The sequence below is a fragment of the Massilia sp. YIM B02763 genome (assembly GCF_030412015.1).
GTDB lineage: Bacteria > Pseudomonadota > Gammaproteobacteria > Burkholderiales > Burkholderiaceae_D > Telluria.
Genome location: NZ_JASNRD010000007.1, coordinates 185,988 through 211,942 on the forward strand (window position 1 = coordinate 185,988; position 25,955 = coordinate 211,942).

At 63.1% G+C, this 25,955-nt stretch carries 25 protein-coding genes and 1 pseudogene; 4 read left to right on the forward strand and 22 right to left on the reverse strand.

Annotation, left to right across the window (positions count from 1 at the left end; all coding sequences use genetic code 11):
- Positions 1–202: 202 nt before the first annotated feature.
- The 3 genes from QPK32_RS12130 to QPK32_RS12140 all read right to left on the reverse strand — a co-directional run bounded on the left by QPK32_RS12130 (position 203) and on the right by QPK32_RS12140 (position 2,171).
- Positions 203–808 carry a glutathione peroxidase gene (locus QPK32_RS12130; RefSeq protein WP_290413069.1) on the reverse strand — a complete coding sequence of 202 codons (606 nt, stop codon included), beginning with the start codon at positions 806–808 and terminating at the stop codon, positions 203–205.
- Positions 809–894: 86 nt separating this feature from the next.
- Positions 895–1,746: a PPK2 family polyphosphate kinase gene (locus QPK32_RS12135; protein ID WP_290413070.1), complete on the reverse strand. Its 852-nt coding sequence runs from the start codon at positions 1,744–1,746 to the stop codon at positions 895–897.
- The gene (locus QPK32_RS12140; protein WP_290413071.1) at positions 1,743–2,171 is read right to left on the reverse strand and encodes a CoA-binding protein; all 429 of its coding nucleotides are present in this window, start codon (positions 2,169–2,171) and stop codon (positions 1,743–1,745) included. Before QPK32_RS12140 ends, QPK32_RS12135 begins: the two co-directional genes overlap by 4 nt.
- 126 nt (positions 2,172–2,297) lie before the next feature.
- Between QPK32_RS12140 and QPK32_RS12145 the strand changes: the two genes are divergently transcribed.
- Positions 2,298–2,924: a peptidoglycan recognition family protein gene (locus tag QPK32_RS12145; RefSeq protein WP_290413072.1), complete on the forward strand. Its 627-nt coding sequence runs from the start codon at positions 2,298–2,300 to the stop codon at positions 2,922–2,924.
- A 160-nt stretch (positions 2,925–3,084) separates the two neighbouring features.
- On the opposite strand, the gene QPK32_RS12150 is transcribed toward QPK32_RS12145, so the two are convergent.
- From QPK32_RS12150 to mnmG, 13 genes are all read right to left on the reverse strand, one after another.
- Entirely contained in the window at positions 3,085–3,510 is a 426-nt protein-coding gene (locus tag QPK32_RS12150) for a F0F1 ATP synthase subunit epsilon (RefSeq protein WP_290413073.1), read from the reverse strand.
- A gap of 24 nt (positions 3,511–3,534) precedes the next feature.
- On the reverse strand, positions 3,535–4,941 hold the full coding sequence (gene atpD, locus QPK32_RS12155; protein WP_290413074.1) for a F0F1 ATP synthase subunit beta: 1,407 nt from the start codon (positions 4,939–4,941) through the stop codon (positions 3,535–3,537).
- A 63-nt stretch (positions 4,942–5,004) separates the two neighbouring features.
- On the reverse strand, positions 5,005–5,886 hold the full coding sequence (gene atpG / locus QPK32_RS12160; RefSeq protein ID WP_290413075.1) for a F0F1 ATP synthase subunit gamma: 882 nt from the start codon (positions 5,884–5,886) through the stop codon (positions 5,005–5,007).
- A gap of 64 nt (positions 5,887–5,950) precedes the next feature.
- On the reverse strand, positions 5,951–7,486 hold the full coding sequence (gene atpA / locus QPK32_RS12165) for a F0F1 ATP synthase subunit alpha (RefSeq protein ID WP_290413076.1): 1,536 nt from the start codon (positions 7,484–7,486) through the stop codon (positions 5,951–5,953).
- A 68-nt stretch (positions 7,487–7,554) separates the two neighbouring features.
- The gene (locus QPK32_RS12170) at positions 7,555–8,088 is read right to left on the reverse strand and encodes a F0F1 ATP synthase subunit delta (protein ID WP_290413077.1); all 534 of its coding nucleotides are present in this window, start codon (positions 8,086–8,088) and stop codon (positions 7,555–7,557) included.
- A 2-nt stretch (positions 8,089–8,090) separates the two neighbouring features.
- Entirely contained in the window at positions 8,091–8,561 is a 471-nt protein-coding gene (locus QPK32_RS12175; protein ID WP_290413095.1) for a F0F1 ATP synthase subunit B, read from the reverse strand.
- An 80-nt stretch (positions 8,562–8,641) separates the two neighbouring features.
- Positions 8,642–8,884, reverse strand: a complete 243-nt coding sequence (gene atpE, locus QPK32_RS12180; protein ID WP_141836424.1) for a F0F1 ATP synthase subunit C — start codon at positions 8,882–8,884, stop codon at positions 8,642–8,644.
- An 88-nt stretch (positions 8,885–8,972) separates the two neighbouring features.
- Positions 8,973–9,806, reverse strand: coding sequence for a F0F1 ATP synthase subunit A (gene atpB / locus QPK32_RS12185; RefSeq protein ID WP_290413078.1), 834 nt, complete (start codon positions 9,804–9,806; stop codon positions 8,973–8,975).
- Positions 9,807–9,808: 2 nt separating this feature from the next.
- Positions 9,809–10,147 (reverse strand): ATP synthase subunit I, encoded by a 339-nt coding sequence (locus tag QPK32_RS12190; RefSeq protein ID WP_290413079.1) that lies wholly within the window; start codon positions 10,145–10,147, stop codon positions 9,809–9,811.
- A 430-nt stretch (positions 10,148–10,577) separates the two neighbouring features.
- Entirely contained in the window at positions 10,578–11,456 is an 879-nt protein-coding gene (locus QPK32_RS12195) for a ParB/RepB/Spo0J family partition protein (protein WP_290413080.1), read from the reverse strand.
- An 18-nt stretch (positions 11,457–11,474) separates the two neighbouring features.
- The gene (locus tag QPK32_RS12200) at positions 11,475–12,245 is read right to left on the reverse strand and encodes a ParA family protein (RefSeq protein WP_290413081.1); all 771 of its coding nucleotides are present in this window, start codon (positions 12,243–12,245) and stop codon (positions 11,475–11,477) included.
- A gap of 145 nt (positions 12,246–12,390) precedes the next feature.
- Positions 12,391–13,044 (reverse strand): 16S rRNA (guanine(527)-N(7))-methyltransferase RsmG, encoded by a 654-nt coding sequence (rsmG, locus tag QPK32_RS12205; RefSeq protein WP_290413082.1) that lies wholly within the window; start codon positions 13,042–13,044, stop codon positions 12,391–12,393.
- Complete coding sequence (gene mnmG / locus QPK32_RS12210) at positions 13,041–14,999, reverse strand: tRNA uridine-5-carboxymethylaminomethyl(34) synthesis enzyme MnmG (protein WP_290413083.1); 1,959 nt, start codon at positions 14,997–14,999, stop codon at positions 13,041–13,043. Before mnmG ends, rsmG begins: the two co-directional genes overlap by 4 nt.
- A gap of 164 nt (positions 15,000–15,163) precedes the next feature.
- Here mnmG and QPK32_RS12215 point away from each other — a divergent pair, with 164 nt between their 5' ends.
- Positions 15,164–16,216 carry a DUF1176 domain-containing protein gene (locus tag QPK32_RS12215; RefSeq protein ID WP_290413084.1) on the forward strand — a complete coding sequence of 351 codons (1,053 nt, stop codon included), beginning with the start codon at positions 15,164–15,166 and terminating at the stop codon, positions 16,214–16,216.
- On the opposite strand, the gene QPK32_RS12220 is transcribed toward QPK32_RS12215, so the two are convergent.
- From QPK32_RS12220 to QPK32_RS12235, 5 genes and pseudogenes are all read right to left on the reverse strand, one after another.
- Positions 16,195–17,010: a TSUP family transporter gene (locus QPK32_RS12220; RefSeq protein ID WP_290413085.1), complete on the reverse strand. Its 816-nt coding sequence runs from the start codon at positions 17,008–17,010 to the stop codon at positions 16,195–16,197. The two genes, QPK32_RS12215 and QPK32_RS12220, sit on opposite strands and share 22 nt — an antisense overlap.
- Positions 17,011–17,086: 76 nt before the next feature.
- Positions 17,087–17,920, reverse strand: coding sequence for an alpha/beta fold hydrolase (locus QPK32_RS12225; RefSeq protein ID WP_290413086.1), 834 nt, complete (start codon positions 17,918–17,920; stop codon positions 17,087–17,089).
- 82 nt (positions 17,921–18,002) lie between these two features.
- The gene (locus QPK32_RS26670) at positions 18,003–18,608 is read right to left on the reverse strand and encodes a GMC family oxidoreductase (RefSeq protein ID WP_374046735.1); all 606 of its coding nucleotides are present in this window, start codon (positions 18,606–18,608) and stop codon (positions 18,003–18,005) included.
- A gap of 152 nt (positions 18,609–18,760) precedes the next feature.
- Positions 18,761–19,392 (reverse strand): annotated as a pseudogene (locus QPK32_RS26675) (GMC family oxidoreductase N-terminal domain-containing protein); the annotation flags it as partial.
- A 674-nt stretch (positions 19,393–20,066) separates the two neighbouring features.
- Positions 20,067–20,597, reverse strand: a complete 531-nt coding sequence (locus tag QPK32_RS12235) for a hypothetical protein (protein ID WP_290413087.1) — start codon at positions 20,595–20,597, stop codon at positions 20,067–20,069.
- A gap of 129 nt (positions 20,598–20,726) precedes the next feature.
- Here QPK32_RS12235 and QPK32_RS12240 point away from each other — a divergent pair, with 129 nt between their 5' ends.
- Positions 20,727–21,497 carry a 5'-methylthioadenosine/adenosylhomocysteine nucleosidase gene (locus QPK32_RS12240; RefSeq protein WP_290413088.1) on the forward strand — a complete coding sequence of 257 codons (771 nt, stop codon included), beginning with the start codon at positions 20,727–20,729 and terminating at the stop codon, positions 21,495–21,497.
- Positions 21,498–21,564: 67 nt separating this feature from the next.
- Here the strand turns inward: QPK32_RS12240 and putA are convergent, their stop codons facing one another.
- Complete coding sequence (putA, locus tag QPK32_RS12245) at positions 21,565–25,224, reverse strand: trifunctional transcriptional regulator/proline dehydrogenase/L-glutamate gamma-semialdehyde dehydrogenase (protein WP_290413089.1); 3,660 nt, start codon at positions 25,222–25,224, stop codon at positions 21,565–21,567.
- 212 nt (positions 25,225–25,436) lie between these two features.
- On the opposite strand from putA, the gene QPK32_RS12250 reads away from it, so the two are divergent.
- Entirely contained in the window at positions 25,437–25,892 is a 456-nt protein-coding gene (locus QPK32_RS12250; RefSeq protein WP_036171419.1) for an Lrp/AsnC ligand binding domain-containing protein, read from the forward strand.
- The last annotated feature ends 63 nt before the right edge of the window (positions 25,893–25,955 follow it).

Sequence of the window (25,955 nt, forward strand, 5' to 3'; positions counted from 1 at the left end):
CATCAACAAAATCGTTGATGTGCATCAAAATCGACCAGAACCATAAAAACGTCGTCCCTGCGCAGGCAGGGACCCAATGTGTGCATCCGAAGTCGGTCGGTTGATCAGACCAGCTCCGGCGCAGAAATTGGGTCCCTGCCTTCGCAGGGACGACGTTGTTTAAGTGCGCGCTTATTTCAAGTGCGCGTTCATCGATGCGCGTTTACGACCCCAGCGCCTTCTCGATCTTGCCCACCAGCGCCGGATCCTCCGGCGTCACCTTGCTCGGGAAGTAGTCCGTGACCTTGCCGTCGCGCCCGATCAGGTATTTGTTGAAATTCCACTTGGGCTGGTTGCCCGTCGCCTTGATCAGTTCCGTGTACAGCGGATTCGCCTTGTCGCCGGAGACCACGGTGCTGGCGAACATGGGGAACTTCACGCCGTAGGTGTTGTAGCAGAGGTCGGCGATCTTCTTGGCGTCGGCATCTTCCTGCTTGAAGTCGTTCGACGGGAAGCCCAGCACCACCAGGCCACGCGGCGCGTATTTCGAATACAGTTTTTCCAGTCCCTCGTACTGCTTGGTGTAGCCGCAGTAGCTGGCCGTGTTCACCACCAGCACCACCTTCCCGGCGTACTGGCACAGGTCCTGCGGCGCCTCGTCCTGCAGGCGCTTGAAGGTATGGTGCAGCACGGCGGGGCAGCTGGCGGATGCGGTCGGCGCCGCGGCTGCCGGCTGGGCCGGGGCGCTCGATTGCGCCTGCGCGGGCACGGTGGCGAAGGCGGCAACGGCGGCGCCGGCGGAAAACAGCAGGGCGAGGGTCTTGGACATGGAAGCGCTCGAGCGAGGTTGAAAGAACTGCATTCTATGCCAAGACGTGGGCATGTAGTGCGGGCGCCCCGCGCCCGCGCGAACGCTCAATCGATGCGCACCTTGGCCAGGTCGGCCTTCGGTTCCGGCCACTCCAGCTGCATGCCCTGCATCGTCTCCAGCATCAGGTGCGCGATGATCAGGTTGCGGTGGGTCTTGGAATCGGCCGGCACCACGTACCAGGGCGCGTGGTCGCGGTCCGTCGCGTTGATCGCATCGGCATAGGCCTCCCGGTAGTCGTCCCATTGTTCGCGCGCGACGAGGTCGGCCTGATCGAACTTCCAGTGCTTTTCCGGATCGTCCAGGCGCTCCTGCAGGCGCTGCTTCTGTTCGTCCTTCGACAGGTGCAGGAACACCTTCACGATCGTCGTGCCGGACTCGGACAGCAGGCGCTCGAAGTCGCGGATCTGGGCGTAGCGGCGTTCGCATTCGTCGGCATCGATTCCCCCCATCACGCGCGGCACCAGCACGTCCTCGTAGTGGCTGCGGTTGAAGATCGCGATCTCTCCCTTGCCCGGCACGTGCGGGTGGATGCGCCACAGGAAATCGTGGGCCTGCTCGCGCGCCGTCGGCGCCGTGAACGCGGTCGACGACAGGCCCATCGGATTGATCTGCGAGAACAGCGCGCTGACGGTGCCGTCCTTGCCCGAGGTGTCCATGCCCTGCAGCACCAGCAGCAGCTTCTTCTGGCGCGCGGCGTACAGCTTTTCCTGGAGCTTGGCGACCTGGGCGGTCAGCTCGGCAGTAAGCGCCCGCTCGCGCTCCTTGACCTCGGCCTTGCCGTTGCCATTGCCGTTTCCCTTGCCTTTGACGTTCTTGCGCAGCGGCGTTTCGCCGGCGGACTTGTCGTCCAGCTTCAGGTCCTTGGGCGCGCGAAAACGTTCGAGGACCGTCTTCATGCGCGGTCCGCCATCTTGCGATGCTCGATCAGCATGCAGTGGTTCATGACGACGTCCAGGCCCGCCGCGCGCGCCAGGTCGGCCGCCACCTGGTTCTCGATACCGAGCTGCATCCACAGGGCGCCGGCGCGCACGTCGATCGCATCCTTGGCGACGGACGGCACCTCTTCCGGCTTGCGGAACACGTCGACGACGTCGATGTGCTGGCCGTCCTGCGCCAGCAGGTCGGCCGCTTCCTGCAGGGTGGCGTGGACCTTCTCGCCGAGCAGCTCCTGGCCGGCATAGGCGGGGTTGACGGGCAGGATGCGGTAGCCCTGCCGCTGCAGGTAAGTGGCCACTTCGTGGCTGGCGCGCTCCGGCTTGTCGGACATGCCGACGACGGCGATGTTCTTCGCGGCGCTTAAGATCTGTTCGATGGTTCGCATGGCGGATTCTTGGCGTGGTGTTGTCGTTGTCGCCAGCTTATCAGGTTCACCCGCCCTCCCGGCGCAACCATGCCGCCGCGACCATGCGCACATTGCCCAGCCTGCGAGAATATGGAAAGATGAGGCATGTCCCTGCGCCCCGCCCTCGCCCTCCTCTGCTGCCTGCTGCCGCTCGCGGGCGCCCTGCCCGCCCGGGCGCAAACGCTGGCCGACATCGGACGCGCCATCGTGCCCGTGCAGGACTGGGGCGGCACGCCGGCGGATGCCACGCGGGCCAGGCCGCAGGTGATCACTCACATCACCCTGCACCACCAGGGCGAGCCGTTCGCCCCGGGCACCGATCCGCGCCAGTACCTGCGCAATCTGCAAGCCTGGTCGCGCACGAGCAAAGGCTGGCTCGACATCCCCTATCACTACATCATCGACCTCGACGGCCGCATCTACGCGGGCCGCGACATCGCCTACGCGGGCGACACGAACACGGAATACGACCCCACCGGCCATGCGCTGATCGAAGTGGTGGGGAATTTCGAGGAGGTCGAGCCGAACCGGCGGCAGCTCGACGCAATCGTGGACTTGATGGCGCTATTGGCCGATCGCTACCACGTGGGCCTGGACGCCATCCGCACGCACCGCGACTATTCCAGCCACACCGTCTGCCCCGGCGCGAACCTGTACCGCCATGTGCAGGAAGGGTATTTCCGGCACGGAGTGGCGCTCAGGCTGGCGCGGGAAAGATCGAACCAACACTGACCCGTCGTCCCTGCGAAGGCAGGGATCCAATGTTGCAGGCGTTTCGATAGCGCGCGCAGAACTCGGGTCCCTGCCTTCGCAGGGACGACGTTTGTAGGGGCGCGTCAGACAATAAAAAAGGCAGCCCGCAGGCTGCCTTTCATGACGCTGGACCAGCGTATCAGCGACCGCGCGAGCGCAGTTTCTGAATGGCTGCCAGCTGCGCGATCGCCGCGGCCAGTTCGGCTTGCGCCTTGGCGTAGTCGATCTGCGTATCCTTGTTCAGCATCAGCTCTTCGGCCATGCGCTTGGCTTCCTGGGCTTTCGCTTCGTCCAGGTCGGCACCGCGGATCGCGGTGTCGGCCAGCACGGTCACGCCTTTCGGCTGGACTTCCAGGATGCCGCCGGCGACGAACACGAACTCTTCGTCGCTGCGGCCCGCCACCTTGATGCGCACGGCACCCGGACGGATGCGCGTGATCAGGGGAGTGTGCATCGGGTAGATGCCCAGCTCGCCCGCTTCACCCGGCAACGCGACGAATTCGGCTTCGCCCGAGAAGATCTGCTCTTCGGCGGAGACGACGTCAACGTGAATGGTATGTGCCATGTGTGTCCTTTGAAGAGGGCTGGATTAGCCGGCAGCCAGCTTCTTGCCCTTCTCGATGGCTTCCTCGATGGTGCCGACCATGTAGAACGCCTGCTCCGGCAGGTGGTCCAGTTCGCCCGACGCGATCATCTTGAAGCCCTTGATCGTGTCCTTCAGCGAAACGTACTTGCCCGGTGCGCCGGTGAAGACTTCGGCGACGTGGAACGGCTGCGACAGGAAACGCTGCATCTTGCGAGCGCGTGCGACGACCAGCTTGTCTTCCGGTGCCAGTTCGTCCATGCCCAGAATCGCGATGATGTCGCGCAGTTCCTTGTAGCGCTGCAGGGTGCCCTGCACGGCGCGCGCGGTGGCGTAGTGCTCTTCGCCGACGACCAGCGGGTCCAGCTGGCGCGAGGTCGAGTCCAGCGGGTCGACTGCCGGGTAGATACCCAGCGAGGCGATGTCACGCGACAGAACGACGGTCGAGTCCAGGTGGGCGAAGGTGGTTGCCGGCGACGGGTCGGTCAAGTCGTCCGCAGGGACGTACACGGCCTGGATCGAGGTGATCGAGCCGGTCTTGGTCGAGGTGATGCGCTCCTGCAGGCGGCCCATTTCTTCGGCCAGCGTCGGCTGGTAGCCCACGGCCGACGGCATACGACCCAGCAGTGCCGAGACTTCGGTACCGGCCAGGGTGTAGCGGTAGATGTTATCCACGAAGAACAGGACGTCCTTGCCTTCGTCACGGAACGCTTCGGCCATGGTCAGGCCGGTCAGCGCGACGCGCAGGCGGTTGCCCGGCGGTTCGTTCATCTGGCCGTAGACCATCGCGACCTTCGAGTTGCCCAGGTCGTCCAGGTCGACGACCTTGGCATCGGCCATTTCGTGGTAGAAGTCGTTACCTTCGCGGGTACGCTCGCCCACGCCGGCGAACACGGACAGACCCGAGTGTGCCTTGGCGATGTTGTTGATCAGTTCCATCATGTTGACGGTCTTGCCGACGCCGGCGCCGCCGAACAGGCCGACTTTACCGCCCTTGGCGAACGGGCACACCAGGTCGATCACCTTGATGCCGGTTTCCAGCAGGTCGGTCGACGGCGACAGCTCGTCGTACTGCGGTGCGCTGCGGTGGATCGAGGCGGTGCGCTCGCTGCTGACCGGGCCGCGCTCGTCGATCGGGTTGCCCAGCACGTCCATGATGCGGCCCAGGGTAGCCGGACCGACCGGCACCATGATCGGGTTGCCGGTGTTCTGGATGGTCATGCCGCGACGCAGGCCTTCCGAGCTGCCCAGCGCGATGGTACGGACGATGCCGTCACCCAGCTGCTGCTGCACTTCCAGAGTCAGTTCGGAGCCTTCCATTTTCAGTGCGTCGTACACTTTCGGCATTGCGTTGCGCGGGAATTCCACGTCAACCACGGCGCCGATACACTGAACGATTTTGCCATCAGCCATGTTCGTTCCTTCAGATATAGTTTTAATTTCGTTGCAAGAGATCGTTTGCTGCTCGATGCCCGATCAGCCGCTGATTGCAGCGGCGCCGGAAACGATCTCGGAGAGTTCTTTCGTAATCGCTGCCTGGCGGGTCTTGTTGTAGACCAGCTTCAGCTCGCCGATGACGCTGCCCGCGTTGTCGCTCGCGGCCTTCATCGCCACCATGCGCGCCGATTGCTCGGACGCCAGGTTCTCGGCCACGCCCTGGTAGATCAGCGCTTCGACGTAGCGCATCAGCAGCTCGTCGATGACGACCTGCGCGTCCGGCTCGTAGATGTAGTCCCACGAGTGGCCGCCGGCGTCCGCTTCCAGTGCCTTGGCCGGCAGCGGGAGCAGCTGCTCGACCACCGGTTCCTGGCGCATGGTGTTGATGAACTTGGTGTAGCACAGGTACACCGCGTCCAGCTGGCCGTCCTGGTAGGCGTCGAGCATGACCTTGATCGGGCCGATCAGCTTTTCCAGGTGCGGCGTATCGCCGATTTGCGTCACGCTGGACACGACCTTCACGCCGATGCGGTTCAGGAAGCCCAGACCTTTATTACCGATTGCAACGACTTCAATGCGTTTGCCCGCGGCTTCCGCCTCGCGGGTCTTCTGCGTCACCTGGCGCAGCACGTTGGTGTTCATGCCGCCGCACAGACCCTTGTCGGTCGTGACGACGATGAAGCCGACGGCTTTCGCCTCGACGTCCTTGGCTTGCGCCATGAACGCGTGGGTGTACTCCGGGTTCGCAGTAGCGAGGTTGGCCGTGATGTTACGGATCTTCTCGCTGTAGGGACGGGCGGCGCGCATCCGGTCCTGCGCCTTGCGCATCTTGGACGCGGCGACCATTTCCATCGCCTTGGTGATCTTCTTCGTATTTTCTACGCTCTTGATCTTGCCACGTATCTCTTTGCCTGCTGCCATGAGCCCTTACTCCTTGTGCGGACGGGGATCCCTCCCCGTCCTGCGGTCCATTGGAACGCGCGTCTTAGAACGACTTCTTGAAGTCGCCGATGGCAGCAGCCAGTGCCGCTTCGCCATCCTTGTCCAGTGCCTTGGCCTGTTCGATCTTCGACAGCAGGGCACCGTGGCTGGTCTTCAGGAAGCCGTGCAGGCCGGCTTCGAAGTCCAGCACGCGCTTGACGTCGATGTCGTCCAGGTAGCCCTTGTTCACTGCGAACAGCGACGCGGCCATCAGCGAGATCGGCAGCGGTGCGAACTGCTTCTGCTTCAGCAGTTCGGTCACGCGCGCGCCGCGGTCCAGCTGCTTGCGGGTCGATTCGTCCAGGTCCGAGGCGAACTGCGCGAACGCGGCCAGTTCACGGTACTGTGCCAGGTCGGTACGGATACCGCCGGACAGGTTCTTGATGACCTTGGTCTGGGCTGCGCCACCGACGCGCGACACCGAGATACCCGCGTTGATCGCCGGACGGATACCGGCGTTGAACAGCGAGGTCTCCAGGAAGATCTGGCCGTCGGTAATCGAGATGACGTTGGTCGGCACGAAGGCCGAGACGTCGCCCGCTTGCGTTTCGATGATCGGCAGTGCGGTCAGCGAGCCGGTCTTGCCGGTCACGGCGCCATTGGTGAACTTCTCGACGTAGTCGGCGTTCACGCGCGCTGCGCGTTCCAGCAGGCGGCTGTGCAGGTAGAACACGTCGCCCGGGTAGGCTTCGCGGCCCGGCGGACGGCGCAGCAGCAGCGAGATCTGGCGGTAGGCGACTGCCTGCTTCGACAGGTCGTCGTACACGATCAGCGCGTCTTCGCCGCGGTCGCGGAAGTATTCGCCCATCGCGCAGCCCGAGTAGGCCGAGATGTACTGCATGGCGGCCGATTCCGACGCCGAAGCGGCGACAACAATCGTGTATTCCATCGCGCCGTGCTCTTCCAGCGAGCGCACGATGTTCTTGATGGTCGATGCCTTCTGGCCGATTGCCACGTACACGCAGGTGACGTCCTGGCCCTTCTGGTTGATGATCGCATCCACCGCGACGGCCGACTTGCCGGTCTGGCGGTCGCCGATGATCAGTTCGCGCTGGCCGCGGCCGATCGGCACCATGGCGTCGATCGACTTGATGCCGGTCTGCATCGGCTGCGACACGGATTCGCGCGCGATGACGCCCGGGGCGATCTTTTCGATCGGGGCGGTCAGCGAGGCGGTGATCGGACCCTTGCCGTCGATCGGCTGGCCCAGCGCGTTGACGACGCGGCCACGCAGTTCCGGACCGACCGGCACTTCCAGGATGCGGCCGGTGGTCTTGACGGTGTCGCCTTCCGAGATGTGCTCGTAGGCGCCCAGGATCACGGCGCCGACCGAGTCGCGCTCGAGGTTCATCGCCAGGCCGAAGGTGTTGCCCGGGAATTCCAGCATCTCGCCCTGCATCACGTCCGACAGACCATGGATGCGGCAGATACCGTCGGCGACGGAGATCACCGTGCCTTGGTTACGAACATCAGCCGAACCTTCGAGGCCCTGGATGCGGCTCTTGATCAGTTCGCTGATTTCAGACGAATTAAGTTGCATGATGCTAACTCCTAATAGTTTCTTGATGCGTAGGGCAAGAGCCTGGACGCGGTGACGGTGCGATTCGCTCAGGCGACCAGCGCGTTGTGCATCTGCTGCAGCTTCGCGCGGACCGAGGTATCGAGCACTTCATCGCCGACGACCACGCGCACACCACCGATCAGCGACGGGTCTACTGCGACCGTGGGGTTCAGCTTGCGGCCAAATTTCTTTTCCAGCGTGGCGACCACCTGGGTGAGCTGGTCGGCCGAAATATCGAACGCGCTGTAGATCGTCGCGTCGGCGGCGCCAGCCTGTGCATTCTTGAGCACGTTGAACTGGACGCCGATTTCCGGCAGCAGGGCGATACGGCCATTTTCAGCCAGCATCGCGATAAAGTTGTTCGCCTCAACGCTCAGCGGCGACTTGACCAGGGACGCAATCGTGTCGGCCAGCTGGGCATGCGTGAGGTTCGGATTGCTGGCATAGGCCTGCAGGTCCGGGTTGGCGCCGATCTGGGCCAGTTCCCCGACGATGGCCGACCAGGCGGCCATGTCGCCGCCTTGGGCGACACGGAACAGCGCTTCGGCGTAGGGGCGGGCGACGGTTGCGAGTTCAGCCATGATCAGAGCTCGGTCGACAGACGGTTCAGCAGGTCGGCGTGGGCCGCTGCGTTCACTTCGCGCTGCAGGATCTGCTCGGCGCCGGCGACGGCGAGGGCAGCCACCTGGCCGCGCAGTTCTTCGCGCGCGCGGGTCACTTGCTGTTCGGCGTCGGCCTTGGCGCCTTCGATGATGCGGGCGGCTTCGACGGCAGCCTGTTGCTTGGCTTCGTCGATGATGGCCTGGGCACGCTTCTCGGCGTCGGCGATGCGCTTGACGCTTTCTTCACGGGTGGCAGCCAGGTCGGCGGCGATGCGCTTTTCAGCGGCGGCGGCTTCGGCCTTGCCACGGTCGGCGGCGGCCAGGCCATTCGCGATCCTCTCGGCGCGCTCGTCGAGCGCTTTCATCACCGGCGGCCACACGAATTTCATCGTGACGAACACCAGGATGAAGAAGACCACGAACTGAACAATCAAGGTTGCGTTCAGATTCACGGTAGATTCCTTCTCACAAAAACGGATGCCGAACCGGGGGAGGTTCGGCTCTTTCAAGTCCCTCGTCGTGGGAATCTTTATTAGCTGGTGAACGGCTTGCCGAACACGAACAGCATGGCGATACCGACACCGATCAGGAATGCCGCGTCGATCAGGCCAGCCAGCAGGAACATCTTGGTCTGCAGGGTGTTCATCAGTTCAGGCTGACGTGCCGAGGCTTCCAGGTATTTACCGCCCATGATAGCGATACCGATACATGCGCCGATAGCGCCCAGGCCGATGATCAGACCGCAAGCCAGTGCAACGAAAGAAACGTCAGTCATGAGATTTACTCCAAAAGTTAAATTTAAAAACTATAAAAATTACTACTTCTTTACTACCACTATCTTGTACGTCTTGCGATCGCGTGGGTCAGTGGCTCTCGTGGGCCTGACCGATATACACCAGCGTCAGCATCATGAAGATGAATGCCTGCAGGAGGACGATCAGGATGTGGAAGATTGCCCAGATCGAACCAGCAATCACGTGGCCAACGACGCCGAACGGGGTTGCCATGGCGCCGAGCAGCGCAATCAACAGGAACAGCAGCTCGCCGGCGTACATGTTGCCGAACAGTCGCATGCCGAGCGACACGGTACGAGCTGCGTATTCGATCAGGTTCAACAGGAAGTTGAACGGCGCCAGCCAGATGCCGAACGGCGCTGCGAACAGTTCATGGATCCAGCCGCCGATACCCTTGATTTTCACGTTGTAGTACAGGACCACGGCCAGCACGCCCAGCGCCATGCCCAGCGGACCGTTCAGGTCGGCAGTCGGGACGATGCGGAAGTGCGGCTCGCCCAGGCCCAGTGCGCGGAAGATGCCGGCGAACATGTCGACCGGCAGGAAGTCCAGGCAGTTCATCAGGAATACCCAGATGAACACGGTCAATGCCAGCGGGGCGATGAAGCTGCGGTCGCCGTGGATGATCGACTTCGACTGGTCTTCGACCATTTCGACGACGGCTTCGATGGCGCCCTGGAAGCGGCCCGGCACGCCCGAGGTGGCGCGGCGGGTGCCCAGCCACAGCACGAAGGTGCCGACCACGCCCATCAGGATCGACCAGAATACGGTGTCATAGTTGATGACGCTGAAGTCGACGATGAAACCCTGGTGGATGTTCGTCAGGTGACCCAGGTGGTGGGTGATGTACTCGCCCGCGGTCGGTGCATGCGCCGCCGCGTTTTCTACCGTTGGACTCGTCATTGTCAGTGCCTAAATAATAAGATGATGTAACTTTTCAGCGCCACGATGAACCCGCCCAGCAGGGCCAGCCAGTTCAGATCGTGATACGCCCGCACCGTTGCGAACAACAGCGCCAGCGTCAGAGCAATCTTTACAAATTCCCAGATGAAAAATGTGGCAGGGTTTGCACCGCCCATTTTTTGTGAACTGGCGAACAGGCGAAAAGCCATGATGCCATTGGGCACGACACAACACATCCCGCCAAGTACCGCCGAAAACATCGCGGACCATCCCCCCAGCAGTCCGGCGATCAGGCCGGCCACAAGTGTTGCCAGGATTTGCAGGGAGACCAAGCGCAGCATTGTTGTTGTTCTTTCGCGCCAGCCGTGATGGAACCGAGTTACGGTGTGGTAATTACATGAATCAGCGGGATTATAAAGCGTTATCGAACGCGTAGTCAAACCCTTCACGAGTTATAAGTCCTTGATTGCGATGTAAAAACGACAAAGTAAAAATCGCGGAATTTGTTAAATTTCCTACAAAACGACGTAGCGTCGTGGCTGATGTTGCGTCTTTACGGCAGTTTCCGGCCATTCGCGTGCAGCGGGCCTGTCATGTTAAGGATAAGCGGGGGTGATGACGGGGTCATGTCATCCGCATGAGAGATTGCGTCCGGGCGAGTGCACGGACGCGTTGCGGTGATGCGGGCGATGTGGACAAGCGCGGTCTTGTCCACACGATGTCGGCGGGACGCAAGGTGGGCATCCTATGCCCACCTTGCGGATCACGAACTCAGGCGCGCAGCCGGGCGAGCACGCTGTCGAGGATGTCGAGGTCGGCGAAGTCGATGATCATCTGTCCCCTGCCCTTCGGTCCCATCTTGAAGACGACGGGGGTGGCCAGCTTGTCCGACAGTTCTTCCTCCAGGCGCACGATGTCGCCCGACTTTTCCTTCTGGCGAGCGGCCGCCGCCGGCGCCTGCTGTTCTTCCAGCGCGCGCGCGACGAGCTTCTCCGTTTCGCGCACGGACAGGCGCTTGGCGATCACCTGGTTCGCCAGGGCGATCTGGCCGGCGCCGTCGACGGCCAGCAGCGCGCGCGCATGGCCCATGTCGATGTCGCCCGCCATCAGCATCGTCTGGACCGGCTGGGCCAGGTTCACGAGGCGCAGCAGGTTCGACACGGCGCTGCGCGAACGGCCGACGGCGTGCGCGGCCTGCTCGTGGGTGAAATCGAATTCCGCGATCAGGCGCGCGATGCCCTGCGCTTCTTCCAGCGGATTCAGGTCTTCGCGCTGGATGTTCTCGATCAGCGCCATCGCGGCCGCGTTCTGGTCGTCGACTTCGCGCACCAGCACGGGAATCTCGTCCAGGCCGGCCAGCTGGGCCGCGCGGAAACGGCGTTCGCCGGCGATGATCTCGTAGCGCACGGTGCCCGCGCCCGCGACCGGACGCACCAGCACCGGCTGCATGATGCCCTGGCTCTTGATGGAGGATGCCAGTTCGGCCAGCGAACCGTCGTCCATGCGCGTGCGCGGCTGGTACTTGCCGGCCTGGACCTGGTCGACCTTCAGCGTCGACGGCGTGCCGCCGGGGGCGGAGGTGTCCGGCGCGTCGGCGCCGAGCAGCGCGTCCAGGCCGCGCCCGAGTCCTTTCAGTTTTTTGGTTGCCATGGTGTTCGAATCGGTGATTTATAAAGTCTTGATGCGCTCGACCATCTCGGCGCCGAAGGCGATGTACGCCTGCGCGCCCTTCGACGAAGGATCGAACACGACGCCGGGAATGCCGTAGGACGGCGCTTCGGCCAGGCGCACGTTGCGCGGAATGATGGTCTTGAACACCTTGTCGCCGAAATGCTGCTCGAGCTGGCCGGACACCTGCTGCGACAGTGTCATGCGCGGATCGAACATCACGCGCAGGAGGCCGATGATCTTGAGGTCGTGGTTCAGGTTGGCGTGCACCTTCTTGATCGTGTTGACCAGGTCGGACAGGCCTTCGAGCGCATAGTATTCGCACTGCATCGGTATGATCACGCCGTGCGCGCACACCAGCCCGTTCAGGGTCAGGAGCGACAGCGCCGGCGGGCAGTCGATCAGGATGAAGTCGTAGTCGGCGTCGACCTTGGCCAGCGCGTCCTTCAGGCGGCGCTCGCGGTTTTCCAGTTCGACCATCTCGACTTCGGCGCCGGCCAGCTCGCGGTTGGCGGGCAGCACGTCGAACCGCCCCGCTTCGCTGCGCAGGCGCGCCGTGGCGACGTCGGCCTCGCCCAGCAGCACCTGGTAGATCGAGGATGCGAGGCCGGCCTTGTTGATGCCGGCGCCCATCGTCGCATTGCCCTGCGGGTCCAGGTCGACCAGCAGCACGCGCTGGTCCAGCTTGGCCAGGCCGGCCGACAGGTTGACGCTGGTGGTGGTCTTGCCGACGCCACCCTTCTGGTTTGCTACGCAAAAAATTTTCGCCATGCGGGATCTTCTTGGTTGCGGCACAATCGGTAATAATCAGTCATACCGTTCATATCGTTAAAATGATTTATACGATATGAACGGTATAAACTGTTTATACGGTTTATATGGTATTCACATGGTTAAGAGATATGGTGACGTATGGTCATGCCGCTGGCTCGATGAATACCAGGTGGCGTTCCGCTCCCAGCCTGGGCACCTGCAGGGGCTCCACTCCGCTGACCTTCCATTCGCCCGGCAGGCGCTGCTGCTCGTCCCTGGGCGCCGTGCCTTTCAAGGCGATGTAGCGCCCGCCCTCGGCCAGCAGGTGCGAAGACCAGTTGACGAAATCGGACAGGTCGGCAAACGCCCGCGAGGTGATGACGTCGAAACGCGCGCTTTCGGCGATCTGCAATTGCTCGACCCGCGCCGTGTACACGGTCACGTTCGCGAGGGCCAGCTGGGCTTTCACCTGCGTAAGGAAAGCCGTTTTCTTGTGGACCGTGTCGATCATCGACACATTCATGTCGGGCCGCACGATCGCCAGCACGATGCCGGGCAGACCGCCGCCCGATCCCACGTCCAGCACGTTGCGCGCCCCGGCGAAGGCCGGCACGGCCGCCAGCGAATCGAGCAGGTGGTGGGTCACCATCTGCATCGGGTCGCGCAGCGAAGTCAGGTTGTAGACGCTGTTCCACTTGAACATGAGGCCCAGGTAGTCCATCAATTGTTCCTGCTGGGCCGGCGTCACCGCCAGTCCCATCTCGGCGATGCCGTCGGCCAGTACCTGCGCCAGTGCGGCGCGGTCGAAATTCTTCATGCAGCGGATTCCTCGTTCGATGCGCCGTTCAACTCGTTATTTGGCGCATTGGTAAAACCCTTGGCGCCGCGCTTCTTGAGGTGCACCAGCAGCAGGGAAATGGCGGCCGGCGTCACGCCGGAGATGCGCGAGGCCTGGCCCAGCGTCTCCGGACGCTGTTTATCCAGCTTCTGGCGCACTTCGATCGACAGGGCCGCGATCTCCAGGTAGTTGAGGTTTTCCGGCAGCTTCAGGTTCTCGTAGTGGTCGTGACGCTCCACCTCGCGCGCCTGGCGGTCGATATAGCCCGAATATTTCAGCTGGATCTCGACCTGTTCCTTCACGGCCGGATCGGTCACGCCGGGACCGCCCAGCGCCTGTCCTTCGACGCCCGTCAGCGTGACCAGCTTGTCGTAGTCGACGCCCGGCCGGCGCAGCAGGTCCGCCAGGTTGTACTCCCGTTCGATAGCCTGGCCGATCACGCGTTCCGATTCGGCGGCCGCCAGGATGCGCGGGTTGACCCAGGTCGAACGCAGGCGTTCCAGCTCTTGCGCCACGGCTTCGCGCTTGCGCTCGAATGCTTCCCACTGGGCGTCGCCGACGACGCCCAGCTTGCGGCCGATTTCCGTCAGGCGCATGTCGGCATTGTCTTCGCGCAGCGACAGGCGATACTCCGCACGGCTCGTAAACATGCGGTAGGGTTCGGCGACGCCCTGCGTCGTCAGGTCGTCGACCAGCACGCCGAGGTAGGCTTCCGAGCGGCCCGGTGTCCAGGCTTCCTTGCCCTGGGTTTGCAAGGCCGCATTGATACCGGCCAGCATGCCCTGGGCCGCCGCTTCTTCGTAGCCGGTGGTGCCGTTGATCTGGCCAGCAAAGAACAGGCCGCCGATCGCCTTCGTTTCCAGCGAAGCCTTCAGGCCGCGCGGGTCGAAATAATCGTATTCGATCGCATAGCCGGGACGCAGGATGAAGGCGTTTTCCAGGCCGCGCATCGAGCGCACCATGGCCAGCTGCACGTCGAACGGCAGGCTCGTCGAGATCCCGTTCGGGTAGAACTCGTTGGTCGTCAGGCCTTCCGGTTCCAGGAAAATCTGGTGCGATTCCTTCGACGAGAAACGGTGGATCTTGTCTTCGATCGACGGGCAGTAGCGTGGGCCGACGCCTTCGATCACGCCCGTGTACATCGGGCTGCGGTCGAGACCGTTACGGATGATGTCGTGGGTCTGCGCATTCGTGTGCGTGACCCAGCACGGCACCTGCTTCGGGTGCATCGCGGCGTTGCCCATATAGGAAAACACGGGGACCGGATCGAGGTCGCCGGGCTGCTCGGCCATGACGGAAAAATCGATGCTGCGGCCGTCGATACGCGGGGGCGTGCCCGTCTTGAGGCGGCCCTGCGGCAGCTTGAGTTCCTTCAGGCGGCTCGACAGCGAGATCGCGGGCGGATCGCCGGCGCGCCCTGCCGCGTAGTTCTGCAGGCCCACGTGGATCTTCCCGTCGAGGAAGGTACCCGCCGTCAGCACGACGGCGCGGGCGCGGAAGCGCAGACCGACCTGGGTCACGGCGCCGACGACGCGGTCGCCTTCGACCATCAGGTCGTCGACGGCCTGCTGGAACAGCCACAGGTTCGGCTGGTTTTCCAGGCGCGAACGGATCGCGTGCTTGTACAGCACGCGGTCGGCCTGGGCGCGGGTGGCACGCACGGCCGGGCCCTTGGAGGAATTCAGGATGCGGAACTGGATACCGGCTTCGTCGGTGGCAATGGCCATTGCGCCGCCCATGGCGTCGACTTCCTTGACCAGGTGGCCCTTGCCGATGCCGCCGATGGACGGATTGCAGGACATCGCGCCCAGGGTTTCGATATTGTGCGTAAGCAAGAGCGTCTTCTGGCCCATGCGCGCAGACGCGAGTGCCGCTTCGGTGCCGGCATGGCCGCCGCCAACGACGATCACGTCGAATTCTGTCGGATAAAGCATGATGGAATGTGGAGCGAGGAGGAGTTAAGGGTGGATTATAGATTCTTTTTTCCGTGCGGCTCGGAAGTGGTCCCGAAAACGACAGATTTTGTTTCACGTGAAACCAAGGCTTGGGGTGAGACATGCTAGGCTGCCACCGTCGATAACTCGTCATTTCCGCAAACATGAAGTCACGCGTCTCTTCCGTCATCCTTTTCGGTATCTGCTCTCTCGCCCATGCCTATCCGCGCTCCGACCTTCCCTCGATCCGTTTCGACCATAAGGACTGGGAGCTTGTGTGTGACAACACCCGCACCTGTCGCGCCGCGGGCTACAGCGCGGAAGGCGAAGACAACCGGATCAGCATCCTCCTGACCCGACGCGCTGGTCCGAATGAACTCGTGACTGTCGAGGTGCAGCCAGCCACCTTCGACGACGGCAATGGCACAGCTACGCCACCCGCCACCTTGACGATGGCGATCGATGGACGCGGCCTTGGCCCCGTGCGCCTGGATTCGGACACTGGCATCGGCAAACTGTCCGCAGACCAGGTCCGTGACCTGCTTCCAGCACTGCTCAAGGACACGGCGATCACATGGTCGGGCGCCGGCCATACATGGAAGCTCTCGACGGCCGGCAGTACGGCGGTCTTGTTGAAAATGGACGAGTTCCAGGGTCGCGTCTCGACCCCCGGTGCGTTGGCGAGAAAAGGCAGCAATCCCGAGGGTGGTGTCTTGCCTCCCCTTCCGAAACCGGTCATCGACGCGGCGCGCGTTCCACCCGGCGACCCGTCCGTGACGTTGGCGGCTCCGCAGATGCGCAACTTGCTCAGCGAGCTTCGCGCCGTCAGCGGCGACGATTGTGGCCAGTTGGCAGCGTACGGAAAGGACGGGAATACGCTTTCCCTGTCCCGGCTGACTGCTGGAAAACTTTTAGTGGAGTACACATGTGCGCAAGGTGCTTATAACACCGCCAATGGGTTCTGGGTCGTCAATGCGACCGCACCATATACGCCGGTACTGGTTACGGACTTCGGTTCAGAATATACCGACGGCATCGTCACCGCTGCCCAGCGAGGACGTGGTATCGCGGACTGCATGTCATTCGAAGAGTGGGTATGGGACGGAAGGACGTTCACGCAATCGCGCAGTGTCTCCACGGGAATGTGCCGCGCGATCGCGCGCGGCGGCACTTGGGATTTGCCGACGATCGTTACTCAAGTGCGCAAGAAAAAATAAGGCTGCGCTGTTTCACGTGAAACAATCACCACCCAAGATGGGACGGTATCCCACGCCGTCTTTACGATCAGCAGCGACACGACGACCAGGAACAGCTTGCGCACGAAGCCGCTGCCGTGCTTCAGCGCCAGCCTCGTACCGATCAATGAACCCGCGATCTGGCACACGGCCATCGTCAGGCCCAGTTGCCAGATCAGGTGGCCGCTGGCGCCGAACAGGATGAGGCCCGCAATATTACACGCGACGTTGACGACCTTGGCCGCTGCCGACGCGCTGAGGAAATCGAAGCCGAAGAAGCGGACGAACAGGAACAGCAGGAAGCTGCCGGTACCCGGACCGAAGAAGCCGTCATAGAAACCGATGGCGCCGCCGAAGCCCAGCGCCAGCCAGCGCTCCTTGGCACCGCTGTGCAGGGGTGCATGGATGGCACCCAGGTCTTTCTTCTTGAACGTGTAGACGGCAACGGCGACGAGGACCACGGGCAGCAGGCTGCGCACGAAGTCGGCCGGCACGCGCGTCACGGTCCAGGCGCCGAGGAAGGCGAATGCGAAGGCGGCGATAGCCGCCGGCGCCGCCGTGCTCCACGCCACCTGCACGCGGCGCGCATATTTGACGGCCGCGACCGAGGTGCCGAATACGGACGCCAGTTTATTGGTACCGATCAGCGTGGCCGGCACTTCCTTCGGATAGACCGCAAAGATCGCGGGAATCTGGATCAACCCTCCACCACCCACGACAGCATCGACGAGACCGGCAGCAAAGGCCGCGATGGCCAGGATGGTGATATCAAGCATGGAAGCGGCAGCGAAACGAGCGAAACCGGTATTGTACGGTACGCAAGAATTTGCTTCACCGCCGTGCTGATTCCCTTCAGACCGTCACCCGCGCCTCGCCGATGAACTCGAGCAGCAGCGCATTCACCTTCTCGTGCGCCGTCAATTGCAGCCAGTGGTCGGCGCCGCGGATCCTTTCGAAGCGGAACTCGTCCTCGACGTAGTGCGCGGAATCGCGCATCTGCTTCTCTCCCATCGCCGGATCGCGGTCGCTCCAGATGCCCATCACCGGCACCTTGATGCGCGGATAGGATTGCGGCAGGCTCATGCCGAGATTCGCGCGGTAGTAATTCAGCGCCGCCGTCAGGCGGCCCGGCGCTGACAGTTCGCGCTTCCAGTGGTCGGCCTGGCCCGGCTCGTCGGTGAACTGGCGCATCATGAACCAGTCGCTTGCCCGCAGCGTGTGTTCGGCGATGCCGGGCAGGATGAACCCCAGCACATAGCTCATGCGGAGGTGCTGGAACAGGCCCGAGCGGGCGATGGCCGCCGGGTGGCCGACGGACAGGGCGACGAGGCGGTGCACGCGCTGCGGCGCCAGCGTCGCGATCTGCCAGCCGATGAGACTGCCCCAATCGTGGCCGACGATGAACACCTTGTCGATCTGCAACGCGTCGAGCAGGCCCAGCACATCGCTGCGCAGTTTATCGAGCGTGTAATCGAAGATGCCGCCCGGGGCATCGGTGCGGCCGTAGCCGCGCAGGTCCGGAGCAAGGACACGGTAGCCGGCGGCGGCGAGCACGCCCACCTGCTTGCGCCAGACCTGGTGCGTGTCGGGGAAACCGTGCAGCAGCAGCACGGTCGGCCCCTGCCCCGTAGTCGTGACGTGCATGCGGATGCCGTTCACGTCCAGCATGAGGGATTCGTCGATCACACCGTCTCCTTTGGTCGAGGCCTCGTTGGTCGGCCCATTCTACCTGCGTCGCCGCGGCAGCCACGCACCCGAGCGGCGGCGCTCAACCGGGCGCGAAGCCCCCGTCCTCGATCGCCTGCGCCGTCTTTTCCGCGATCATCAGGGTGGGCGAATTCGTGTTCCCGGATGGTATGAAGGGCATGATCGACGCATCCACGACGCGCAGGCGGCGCACACCCCTGACCTTCAGGACGCCGTCGACGACGGCCAGCGGATCGTCGCTCCGGCCCATGCGGCAAGTGCCGACGGGGTGGAAAATCGTCGTGCCGATCAGGCCCGCCGCTTCGGCCAGCTCGTCCTCGGTCTGGAAATCCGGTCCCGGCTTGAACTCCTGCGGCCGGTATGTCGCCAGCGCCGGCGCCGCCACGATACGCCGCGTCAATGCCAGCGCGGCGGCGGCCACGCGGCGGCCTTCCTGCGTGCTCAAGTAGTTCGGCACGATCTTCGGCGGCGCATGGCTGTCGGCGGAGGCGATGCGCACGTGGCCGCGGGCCGTCGGCCGCAGGTTGCAGACGCTTGCCGTAAAAGCGGGAAAGCCGTGCAGCGGATCGCCGAACTTGTCCAGTGACAGGGGCTGCACGTGGTATTGCAGGTTGGGCGTCGCCTGGCCGGGAGCGGGCGAACGCGCGCCGGCGATCCGGTACACCATGCGCAATTGAAGATGGTCCTGCAGGTTTTCTCCGACGCCGGGCGCATCGACGACGGGCGGGATGCCGAGCCCTTGCAGGTACGTAGCCGGGCGATGCCGGACAGTTGCAGGATCTGCGGCGAGCCGATGGCACCCGCCGCCAGCAGGGTTTCGCGCCGCGCCGTCGCCGCGAACATGCGGCCGCCGCCGCCGAAACGCACGCAGCGGCACAGCAAGTCCGGCCCCTCCCCGTCGACGAGCAATCGCTCCACCTGGCAGCCGTCATGATGTCGAGGTTCGGCCGTGCCGATGCCGGCCGCAGGAAGGCCTTGGCCGTGTTCAGCCGGATGCCGCGGCGCTGGTTGACCTCGAAATAGGCGCAGCCGTGATTGTCTCCGCCATTAAAATCCGTCACCGCCGGAATGCCGGTCTCGTGCGCCGCCGCGCGAAAGGCATTGAGGATTTCCCAGGACAGGCGCTGGCGCTCCACGCGCCATTCGCCGCCGCTGCCGTGGGTGGCGCTGGCGCCCAGCCAGTGGTCTTCGCTTTTCCGGAACAGCGGCAACACGTGTTCCCGACGCCAGGAAGCATCGCTGGCGAAGTCGGCCCAACGGTCGTAGTCGTCCTTGCCGCCCGCTTCGATCAGCAGGACGTCGATATCGGGACGCCGGCTCGGGCGATTCGCGAGTACGCAACCGACCGTGCCCGCTCCCACGATGACGTAGTCGTATTCACCGGCGGATTCCATGGTCGTCTCTTCCTGCTCGTCCATACAGCGTCCCAGAGAACAGGTTCCAAAGGACATGCTGGAGGTCTGTGGATAAGCATCTGCATATCCACAGGTACGGATTGTGGGGAACGGACAGTTTTCGTACAGCCCCGATTTTTATTCATTTTTTCCCTCAGGCAAACACAACGGTAGCCCACCGGGTTTCGGCACACGTAAACGTTTGATGTTGTGGAAAAAACCTGGCTTATCCACAGATGAGCAGCACCGTTAACTACTACCACTATTCTGTATACAAGCTTTTGCTTGTAAACCTGGGGTGCCGGCGCGAGCGCGGCCTTGGCGCAAAAAAAAAACGGCTCCGGCAATCCCGTCAGCCATTCCTGCACATCGACGTCGACCACGTTGCAAGACGCCGGAAAATTTTTTCGATTCCGGCAAGACCGTCCAACACGCATGCATAACGACCTCGATCAGGTCCGCGCATGGCTGCATACCCTGCAAAACGGGCCTCCCGGATGCCCAAAACCAGCCGGCATGTGGATAAACCCATGCATATCCACAGGATCGAATGTGCGAAACCGGACCGTTTACAAAACCGCCGTTTTTTGTCCAGTTTCGATCCCAGCCGGATACAGGTTTTTTCCAGCGCGTTTACACGCACGTAAACCCTTGAGCTTGTGGAAAAAATCCCGTTTATCCACAGTTCGTGCGGCGTTTACTATCACTACCAACTTATCTTTCTATCCAAGTTAACTCATAGAGGGATAACCCGATTCCTGTACACAGCGCCGAACACGGCTCGCCTGCTTCGCCGACTCACGGCACAGCCGCTGGCCTGCAAGCGTTGGCCTGTCTGCAGGAAAACGAAACGCGGCTTGCGCTTCCAGAACAGCCACACGACGACGCCTACGGCAGGTAGCGACACATCGCTCGCAACTGACGGACACGCAATCGCCCTGCAAGCGTTTTTTTGGTCTACAGGAAAATGAGGTCGGTGGACGCCACCTCGAGGAATATGCAACGTCCTGCATGCCTCCCAGGATCGTCAACCCGGCAACAAACGCGGGATCCGCCGCTTCGCTGCCAGCCCAAAGGACGCGAAAATCGCAGCGGCTGTGGAAAAACGCCTGCATATCCACAGGACCAAGTGTGCAAAAAACGGTTTTTTTCTTGCCTAACAGTTTTTGTCCAACATCGGTCCAGCATCGATACAATGTTTTTCCAGCACTTCCGGCAACACGTAAACCGTTGACGCTGTAGATAAATTCGTCTTTATCCACAGCTGATTGCGCGTTTACTATCACTACCAGTTTTTATATATACCTACGTTTACTAATACAAAAAGACCGTGAACAAGGTGCATAAACCCGAAAAACGGTCTTCAACGCCTGTCCAGGCCAGGGAAAAACATGCGATTAGGGATCATCAGCGCGTTGCACGAAGAACAGCAGGGGCTCGTGGAAGCCATGGAGAGGCCCTACAAGCTCATGCACGGCATGCGCGAGTACTTTCTCGGACAACTGTGGGAAATCGACGCTGTGTGCGTTTTATCGCGTATAGGCAAGGTTGCTGCGGCAATGACCGCCACCACGCTTGTTGAAAAGTTCGGAGTTACGCACATCCTGTTTACGGGTGTCGCCGGCGCTGGCGCTCCCTCGATTCGTGTCGGCGACATCGTGGTGGCCGAGTCGCTGGTCCAGCACGACATGGATGCACGCCCCTTGTTTCCCCGTTTCGAGGTGCCGTTGACGGGATTGACGCATTTCTCTTCTGACCGCCACATGGGCCTGCAGCTGGCCGATGCGGCCCAGCGTTTCCTGGCCCAGGACTTCGCCGCCGCCATCGATCCCCAGGAAAGGGCCGTATTCGCGCTCAGCGGGCCGCGGCTGCATCGGGGCCTCGTCGCCAGTGCGGATGAGTTCGTTAGCGGCAGGGAGCGTATCCAGGCCCTGGGAGAGGCCTTTCCGGGGCTACTGGCCGTGGAAATGGAAGGCGCGGCCGTCGCGCAAGTCTGTTTCGAGCTGGGGATCCCGTTCGGCGTGATCCGCACGATTTCGGACAATGCCAACGAAAACGCCGCCACCGACTTCATGCGCTTCGTGAAATCGGTGGCATCGCGCTATGCCTTCCACATCGTCCGGCAGTTCTGCCTGGGCATCAACGCCAGTTCGCTGCCGTAAACGACAACGGCGTGCCGCAAGGGCACGCCGTTCCTGTCAGACCGACGACAGCGTCTATGTCAATCGATCAGGCGCTCAGCGTCATCAGGCTCGCATTGCCGCCCGCCGCCGTCGTATTCACGCAGACGGCGCGTTCGGCCACCAGGCGCCACAAGGCGACCGGTTCCTGTTCCCGCGTATCGACGATGCCGACGATGGCGCCCGGACGGCCGGCCAGCTTGCGCTGCACCTCTCCCTTGACACTCGCATCGACGAGGGCCATGGCGATATCGCTGCCGTCGAGTTCCGCTTCGCCGATGAAGCGCACGCGTTCCTTCACCGCCGCCGGCAGGCCGGCCAGCACCTGGTTGCGCGCATCGGCCAGCACCAGGGCGCGGTTGCCGGTCGCGAACACGGCCGCCAGCTGGTTCAGCAGCGCCTTGGTGCCGTCGGCCGCGCACAGCACGGTGCCGCGCGGCGTGAAGGCCAGCTGGTTGCGCTCGCCGGTGGGGCCCGGCAAGTCGATGCGCACGCCTTCCAGCGACGTCTCCTTGTAGCTTTCCGCCAGCGTCGCCACGTCGCCGTGGCCATTGCCGCGTGCCCAGTCCAGCAGCGCGTCCAGGGATGCGTCGCTGCGGCGTTCGTGTTTCAGCAGCGGCTGCGCATGCTGCTGCAGGCGCTTCAGGTACAGCGGACCGCCGGCCTTGGGACCGGTGCCCGACTTCCCTTCCCCGCCGAACGGCTGCACGCCGACGACGGCGCCGACGATGTTGCGGTTCACGTAGATGTTGCCCACGTGGGCACGCGACACGATGAAGTCGATGGTCTCGTCGATGCGCGAATGCACGCCCAGCGTCAAGCCGTAGCCGGTGGCGTTGATGGCGTCGATCACTTGCGGCAGGTCGGCGCGGCGGTAGCGCACGATGTGCAGCACGGGACCGAACACTTCGCGCGTCAGTTCGGACAGGGAACCGATCTCCAGCACGGTCGGCGGCACGAAGGTGCCCTGCGCCTGCAGTTCCGCCGGCAGGGCCAGCGAGAAGTGCTGCTTGGCATTGGCCTTCATGCGCTCGATGTGGCCCAGCAGGTTCCGCTGCGCTTCCGCATCGATGACGGGGCCGATGTCGGTCGCCAGGCGGTCCGGGACGCCCACGCGCAATTCCTGCATCGCGCCCTTGAGCATCTTGATGGTCTTGTCGGCAATGTCTTCCTGCAGGAACAGCACGCGCAGCGCCGAGCAGCGCTGGCCGGCGCTGTCGAATGCCGAGCTCAGCACGTCCTGGACGACCTGTTCCGGCAACGCCGAGGAATCGACGATCAGCGCATTCTGGCCGCCCGTCTCGGCGATCAGGGGGATGTCGCAGCCTTCGCGCGCTGCACGTTCGGCCAGCGTACGGTTGATCAATTGCGCCACTTCCGTCGAACCCGTGAAGATCACGGCTTTTACGCGCGCATCCTGCGTCAGGGCGGCGCCGACGGTCTCTCCGCGGCCCGGCAGCAATTGCAGCGCGCCGGCCGGCACCCCTGCTTCGTGGAACAGCTGGACGGCGCGGTGCGCGATCAACGGCGTCTGTTCGGCCGGTTTGGCGAGCACGGTATTGCCGGCCGCCAGCGCGGCGGCGACCTGGCCCGTGAAGATGGCCAGCGGGAAGTTCCAGGGGCTGATGCAGGTCACGGGACCCAGGGCCTTGGCCGGTGCCGTGGCGCGGATCTCGGCCGCGTAGTAGCGCAGGAAGTCGACGGCTTCGCGGATCTCGGCGATCGCGTTCGGCAGCGATTTGCCCGCTTCGCGCACGGCCAGGGCCATCAGCTCCATCATGTGCGTTTCGAACAGCTCGCCGGTGCGCTCGAGCAGGGCGGCGCGCTGCGCATTGCCCACGCCTTCCCAGGCCGGCAGCGCGGCCACAGCCGCCTGCAGCGCCGTGTCGACGTCGTTCGTCGTCGCTTCCGTCACCTGGCCCACGATGTCGGCCGATTGGGCCGGGTTGATCACCGGGTTGGCTACATGAGCCGCAACGGCCGCTTCGAGCGGGCCGGCGACCAGCGGCGCGGCCAGGTAGTGGCGCGGCTTGGCCAGCTCGGTGCCCAGGGTCGCCAGCATGTCCTCGTTGGCCAGGTCGATGCCGGCGGAGTTGCGGCGGCCGTCCGGGAACAGCGCCTGCGGCAGCGCGATGCGCGTGTGCGGCAGGCACCTGGCGGCGCGCGCCTGTTCGAACGGATCGGCCAGCAGCGCATCGATGGGGACGCTCTCGTCGACGATCTGGTTCACGAACGAGCTGTTCGCGCCGTTTTCCAGCAGGCGGCGCACCAGGTAGGCCAGCAGCGTCTCGTGCGAACCGACAGGCGCATAGATACGGCAGGCTTTATCGAGGTTGTCCTTGCCCACGACCTGGTCGTACAGCGTCTCTCCCATGCCGTGCAGGCACTGGAATTCGTAGTTGGACACGCCGTCCGCCTTGGCCCAGGTATAGATCACGGACAAGGTGTGCGCATTGTGCGTGGCGAACTGGGCGTAGATGACGTCGGTCGCGCCCAGCAGCTTGCGCGCGCAGGTGAGATACGAGACGTCCGTGTACACCTTGCGCGTATAGACCGGATAGCCGGGCAGGCCGTCGACCTGGGCGCGCTTGATCTCCGCATCCCAGTAGGCGCCCTTGACCAGGCGCACCATGAACTTGCGGCCGCTGCGGCGCGCCAGGTCGACCACGTAGTCGATCACGAACGGACAGCGCTTTTGATACCCCTGCACGACGAGGCCGATGCCTTCGAAGCCGGACAGGGCCGGGTCGAACGCCAGCGCTTCCAGCATGTCGAGCGAGATCTCGAGGCGGTCGGCTTCCTCGGCGTCGATATTGATGCCGATGTTGTATTGCTTGGCCAGCAGGACGAGGCTGCGCACGCGCGGCAGCAATTCGCCCATCACGCGCGCGTACTGCGCGCGGCTGTAGCGCGGATGCAGCGCCGACAGCTTGATCGAGATGCCCGGACCGTCCTTGATGCCGCGGCCATTGGATGCCTTGCCGATCGCGTGGATCGCCGCTTCATAGGAGGCATAGTAATTGCTTGCATCCAACTCCGTGAGTGCGGCTTCGCCCAGCATGTCATACGAGTAACGGTAGCCGCGGGTTTCGTTCTCGCGGCTGTTCTTCAATGCTTCGTCGATGGTCTGGCCGGTGACGAACTGGTTGCCGAGCATGCGCATGGCCAGGTCGACGCCCTTGCGGATCAGCGGCTCGCCGCCCTTGGCGATCAGGCGCGTCAATGCGGCGCCCAGGCCGGTTTCGCTGCTGGACGACACCAGCTTGCCCGTGACGAGCAGGCCCCAGGTGGCGGCGTTGACGAACAGGGACGGAGATTCTCCCAGGTGTTTCTTCCAGTCGCCCTTGCTGATCTTGTCGGCAATCAGGCGGTCGGCGGTGTCGGTGTCCGGGATGCGCAGCAGCGCTTCGGCGAGGCACATCAGTGCGACGCCCTCCTCGGACGATAGCGAGAATTCGTGCATCAGCGCGTCGACGCCCGACGAGCGCGTGCGTTTTTGGCGCACGGCTGCCACAAGGCGGTGCGCCAGCGCGTGCGCGTCGGCATGCGGACGTGCGCCCTGCTCCAGCAGCCATTCGACGGCGGCCGTCTCGTCGCGGCGGTAGGCGGCGGTGATGGCGGCGCGCAAGGGCGTTTGATCGCGGCGGGTCTCGGCCTGCAGGGCGTCGAAGGGAACGAAGGTGATGGCCGGGGTGGCGGCAATGTTCATGGAGATATGGTGTAAGCGATAAGGAAATGGGCGCCCGCACAGCAAAACGCGCCGGTCCCCAGTGCCAGGGCCGACGCGATTGGTGTTGCGGATCAATGATTCGATTGTAGAAGGAAATCTTCTTTATTAATTCTGTTTTTAGAGAAGACTAGAAAAAGATAGTTTTTGGTGAGAGAATTTCACCAAATAATATTTATAGTGGAGAACGTAGGATGCTGGACAAGATCAGCAAGAAAATTTTGGCCGAGCTGCAGAGCGACGGGCGTATCAGCAACGTCGAGCTGGCGGCACGGGTCAACCTGTCCCCGGCGGCCTGCCTGGAACGGGTCCGCAAGCTGCACGAGTCCGGTTATATCATGGGCTACACGGCCCAGTTGAACCCGCAGCTGCTGGACGTGTCCCTGCTGGTCTTCATCGAGGTGGTGCTGGACCGCACGACGCCGGAAGTGTTCGACGCCTTCAAGCAGAGCGTCCAGCTGATCCCGGAAGTGCTCGAGTGCCACATGGTGGCGGGCGGCTTCGACTACCTCGTCAAGGCGCGCGTCAAGGACATGGCGGCCTACCGCGAATTCCTCGGCAAGACGCTGCTGCAGAAAGGCGTGCGCGAGACGCACACGTATGCGGTGATGGAAGAGGTCAAGAACACGACCAAGCTGCCTATCAAGTAAGTTTCACGACAACCTCAAACGACGTCGCCCCTGCGCAGGTGAACTGACCCAGAGAAGTTAGAC

Coding starts and splice junctions, on each gene's coding strand:
- QPK32_RS26670 (WP_374046735.1), bottom strand. CDS start 18,608: ATGGTGTACCGGATCGCCGGCGCGCGTTCGCCCGCTCCCGGCCAGGCG.
- QPK32_RS12195 (WP_290413080.1), bottom strand. CDS start 11,456: ATGGCAACCAAAAAACTGAAAGGACTCGGGCGCGGCCTGGACGCGCTG.
- QPK32_RS12130 (WP_290413069.1), bottom strand. CDS start 808: ATGTCCAAGACCCTCGCCCTGCTGTTTTCCGCCGGCGCCGCCGTTGCC.
- QPK32_RS12250 (WP_036171419.1), top strand. CDS start 25,437: ATGCTGGACAAGATCAGCAAGAAAATTTTGGCCGAGCTGCAGAGCGAC.
- rsmG (WP_290413082.1), bottom strand. CDS start 13,044: ATGAAGAATTTCGACCGCGCCGCACTGGCGCAGGTACTGGCCGACGGC.
- QPK32_RS12135 (WP_290413070.1), bottom strand. CDS start 1,746: ATGAAGACGGTCCTCGAACGTTTTCGCGCGCCCAAGGACCTGAAGCTG.
- atpE (WP_141836424.1), bottom strand. CDS start 8,884: ATGACTGACGTTTCTTTCGTTGCACTGGCTTGCGGTCTGATCATCGGC.
- QPK32_RS12145 (WP_290413072.1), top strand. CDS start 2,298: ATGTCCCTGCGCCCCGCCCTCGCCCTCCTCTGCTGCCTGCTGCCGCTC.
- QPK32_RS12150 (WP_290413073.1), bottom strand. CDS start 3,510: ATGGCACATACCATTCACGTTGACGTCGTCTCCGCCGAAGAGCAGATC.
- QPK32_RS12220 (WP_290413085.1), bottom strand. CDS start 17,010: ATGCTTGATATCACCATCCTGGCCATCGCGGCCTTTGCTGCCGGTCTC.
- atpD (WP_290413074.1), bottom strand. CDS start 4,941: ATGGCTGATGGCAAAATCGTTCAGTGTATCGGCGCCGTGGTTGACGTG.
- atpB (WP_290413078.1), bottom strand. CDS start 9,806: ATGACGAGTCCAACGGTAGAAAACGCGGCGGCGCATGCACCGACCGCG.
- QPK32_RS12190 (WP_290413079.1), bottom strand. CDS start 10,147: ATGCTGCGCTTGGTCTCCCTGCAAATCCTGGCAACACTTGTGGCCGGC.
- atpG (WP_290413075.1), bottom strand. CDS start 5,886: ATGGCAGCAGGCAAAGAGATACGTGGCAAGATCAAGAGCGTAGAAAAT.
- atpA (WP_290413076.1), bottom strand. CDS start 7,486: ATGCAACTTAATTCGTCTGAAATCAGCGAACTGATCAAGAGCCGCATC.
- QPK32_RS12240 (WP_290413088.1), top strand. CDS start 20,727: ATGCGATTAGGGATCATCAGCGCGTTGCACGAAGAACAGCAGGGGCTC.
- QPK32_RS12140 (WP_290413071.1), bottom strand. CDS start 2,171: ATGCGAACCATCGAACAGATCTTAAGCGCCGCGAAGAACATCGCCGTC.
- QPK32_RS12170 (WP_290413077.1), bottom strand. CDS start 8,088: ATGGCTGAACTCGCAACCGTCGCCCGCCCCTACGCCGAAGCGCTGTTC.
- QPK32_RS12200 (WP_290413081.1), bottom strand. CDS start 12,245: ATGGCGAAAATTTTTTGCGTAGCAAACCAGAAGGGTGGCGTCGGCAAG.
- mnmG (WP_290413083.1), bottom strand. CDS start 14,999: ATGCTTTATCCGACAGAATTCGACGTGATCGTCGTTGGCGGCGGCCAT.
- QPK32_RS12215 (WP_290413084.1), top strand. CDS start 15,164: ATGAAGTCACGCGTCTCTTCCGTCATCCTTTTCGGTATCTGCTCTCTC.
- putA (WP_290413089.1), bottom strand. CDS start 25,224: ATGAACATTGCCGCCACCCCGGCCATCACCTTCGTTCCCTTCGACGCC.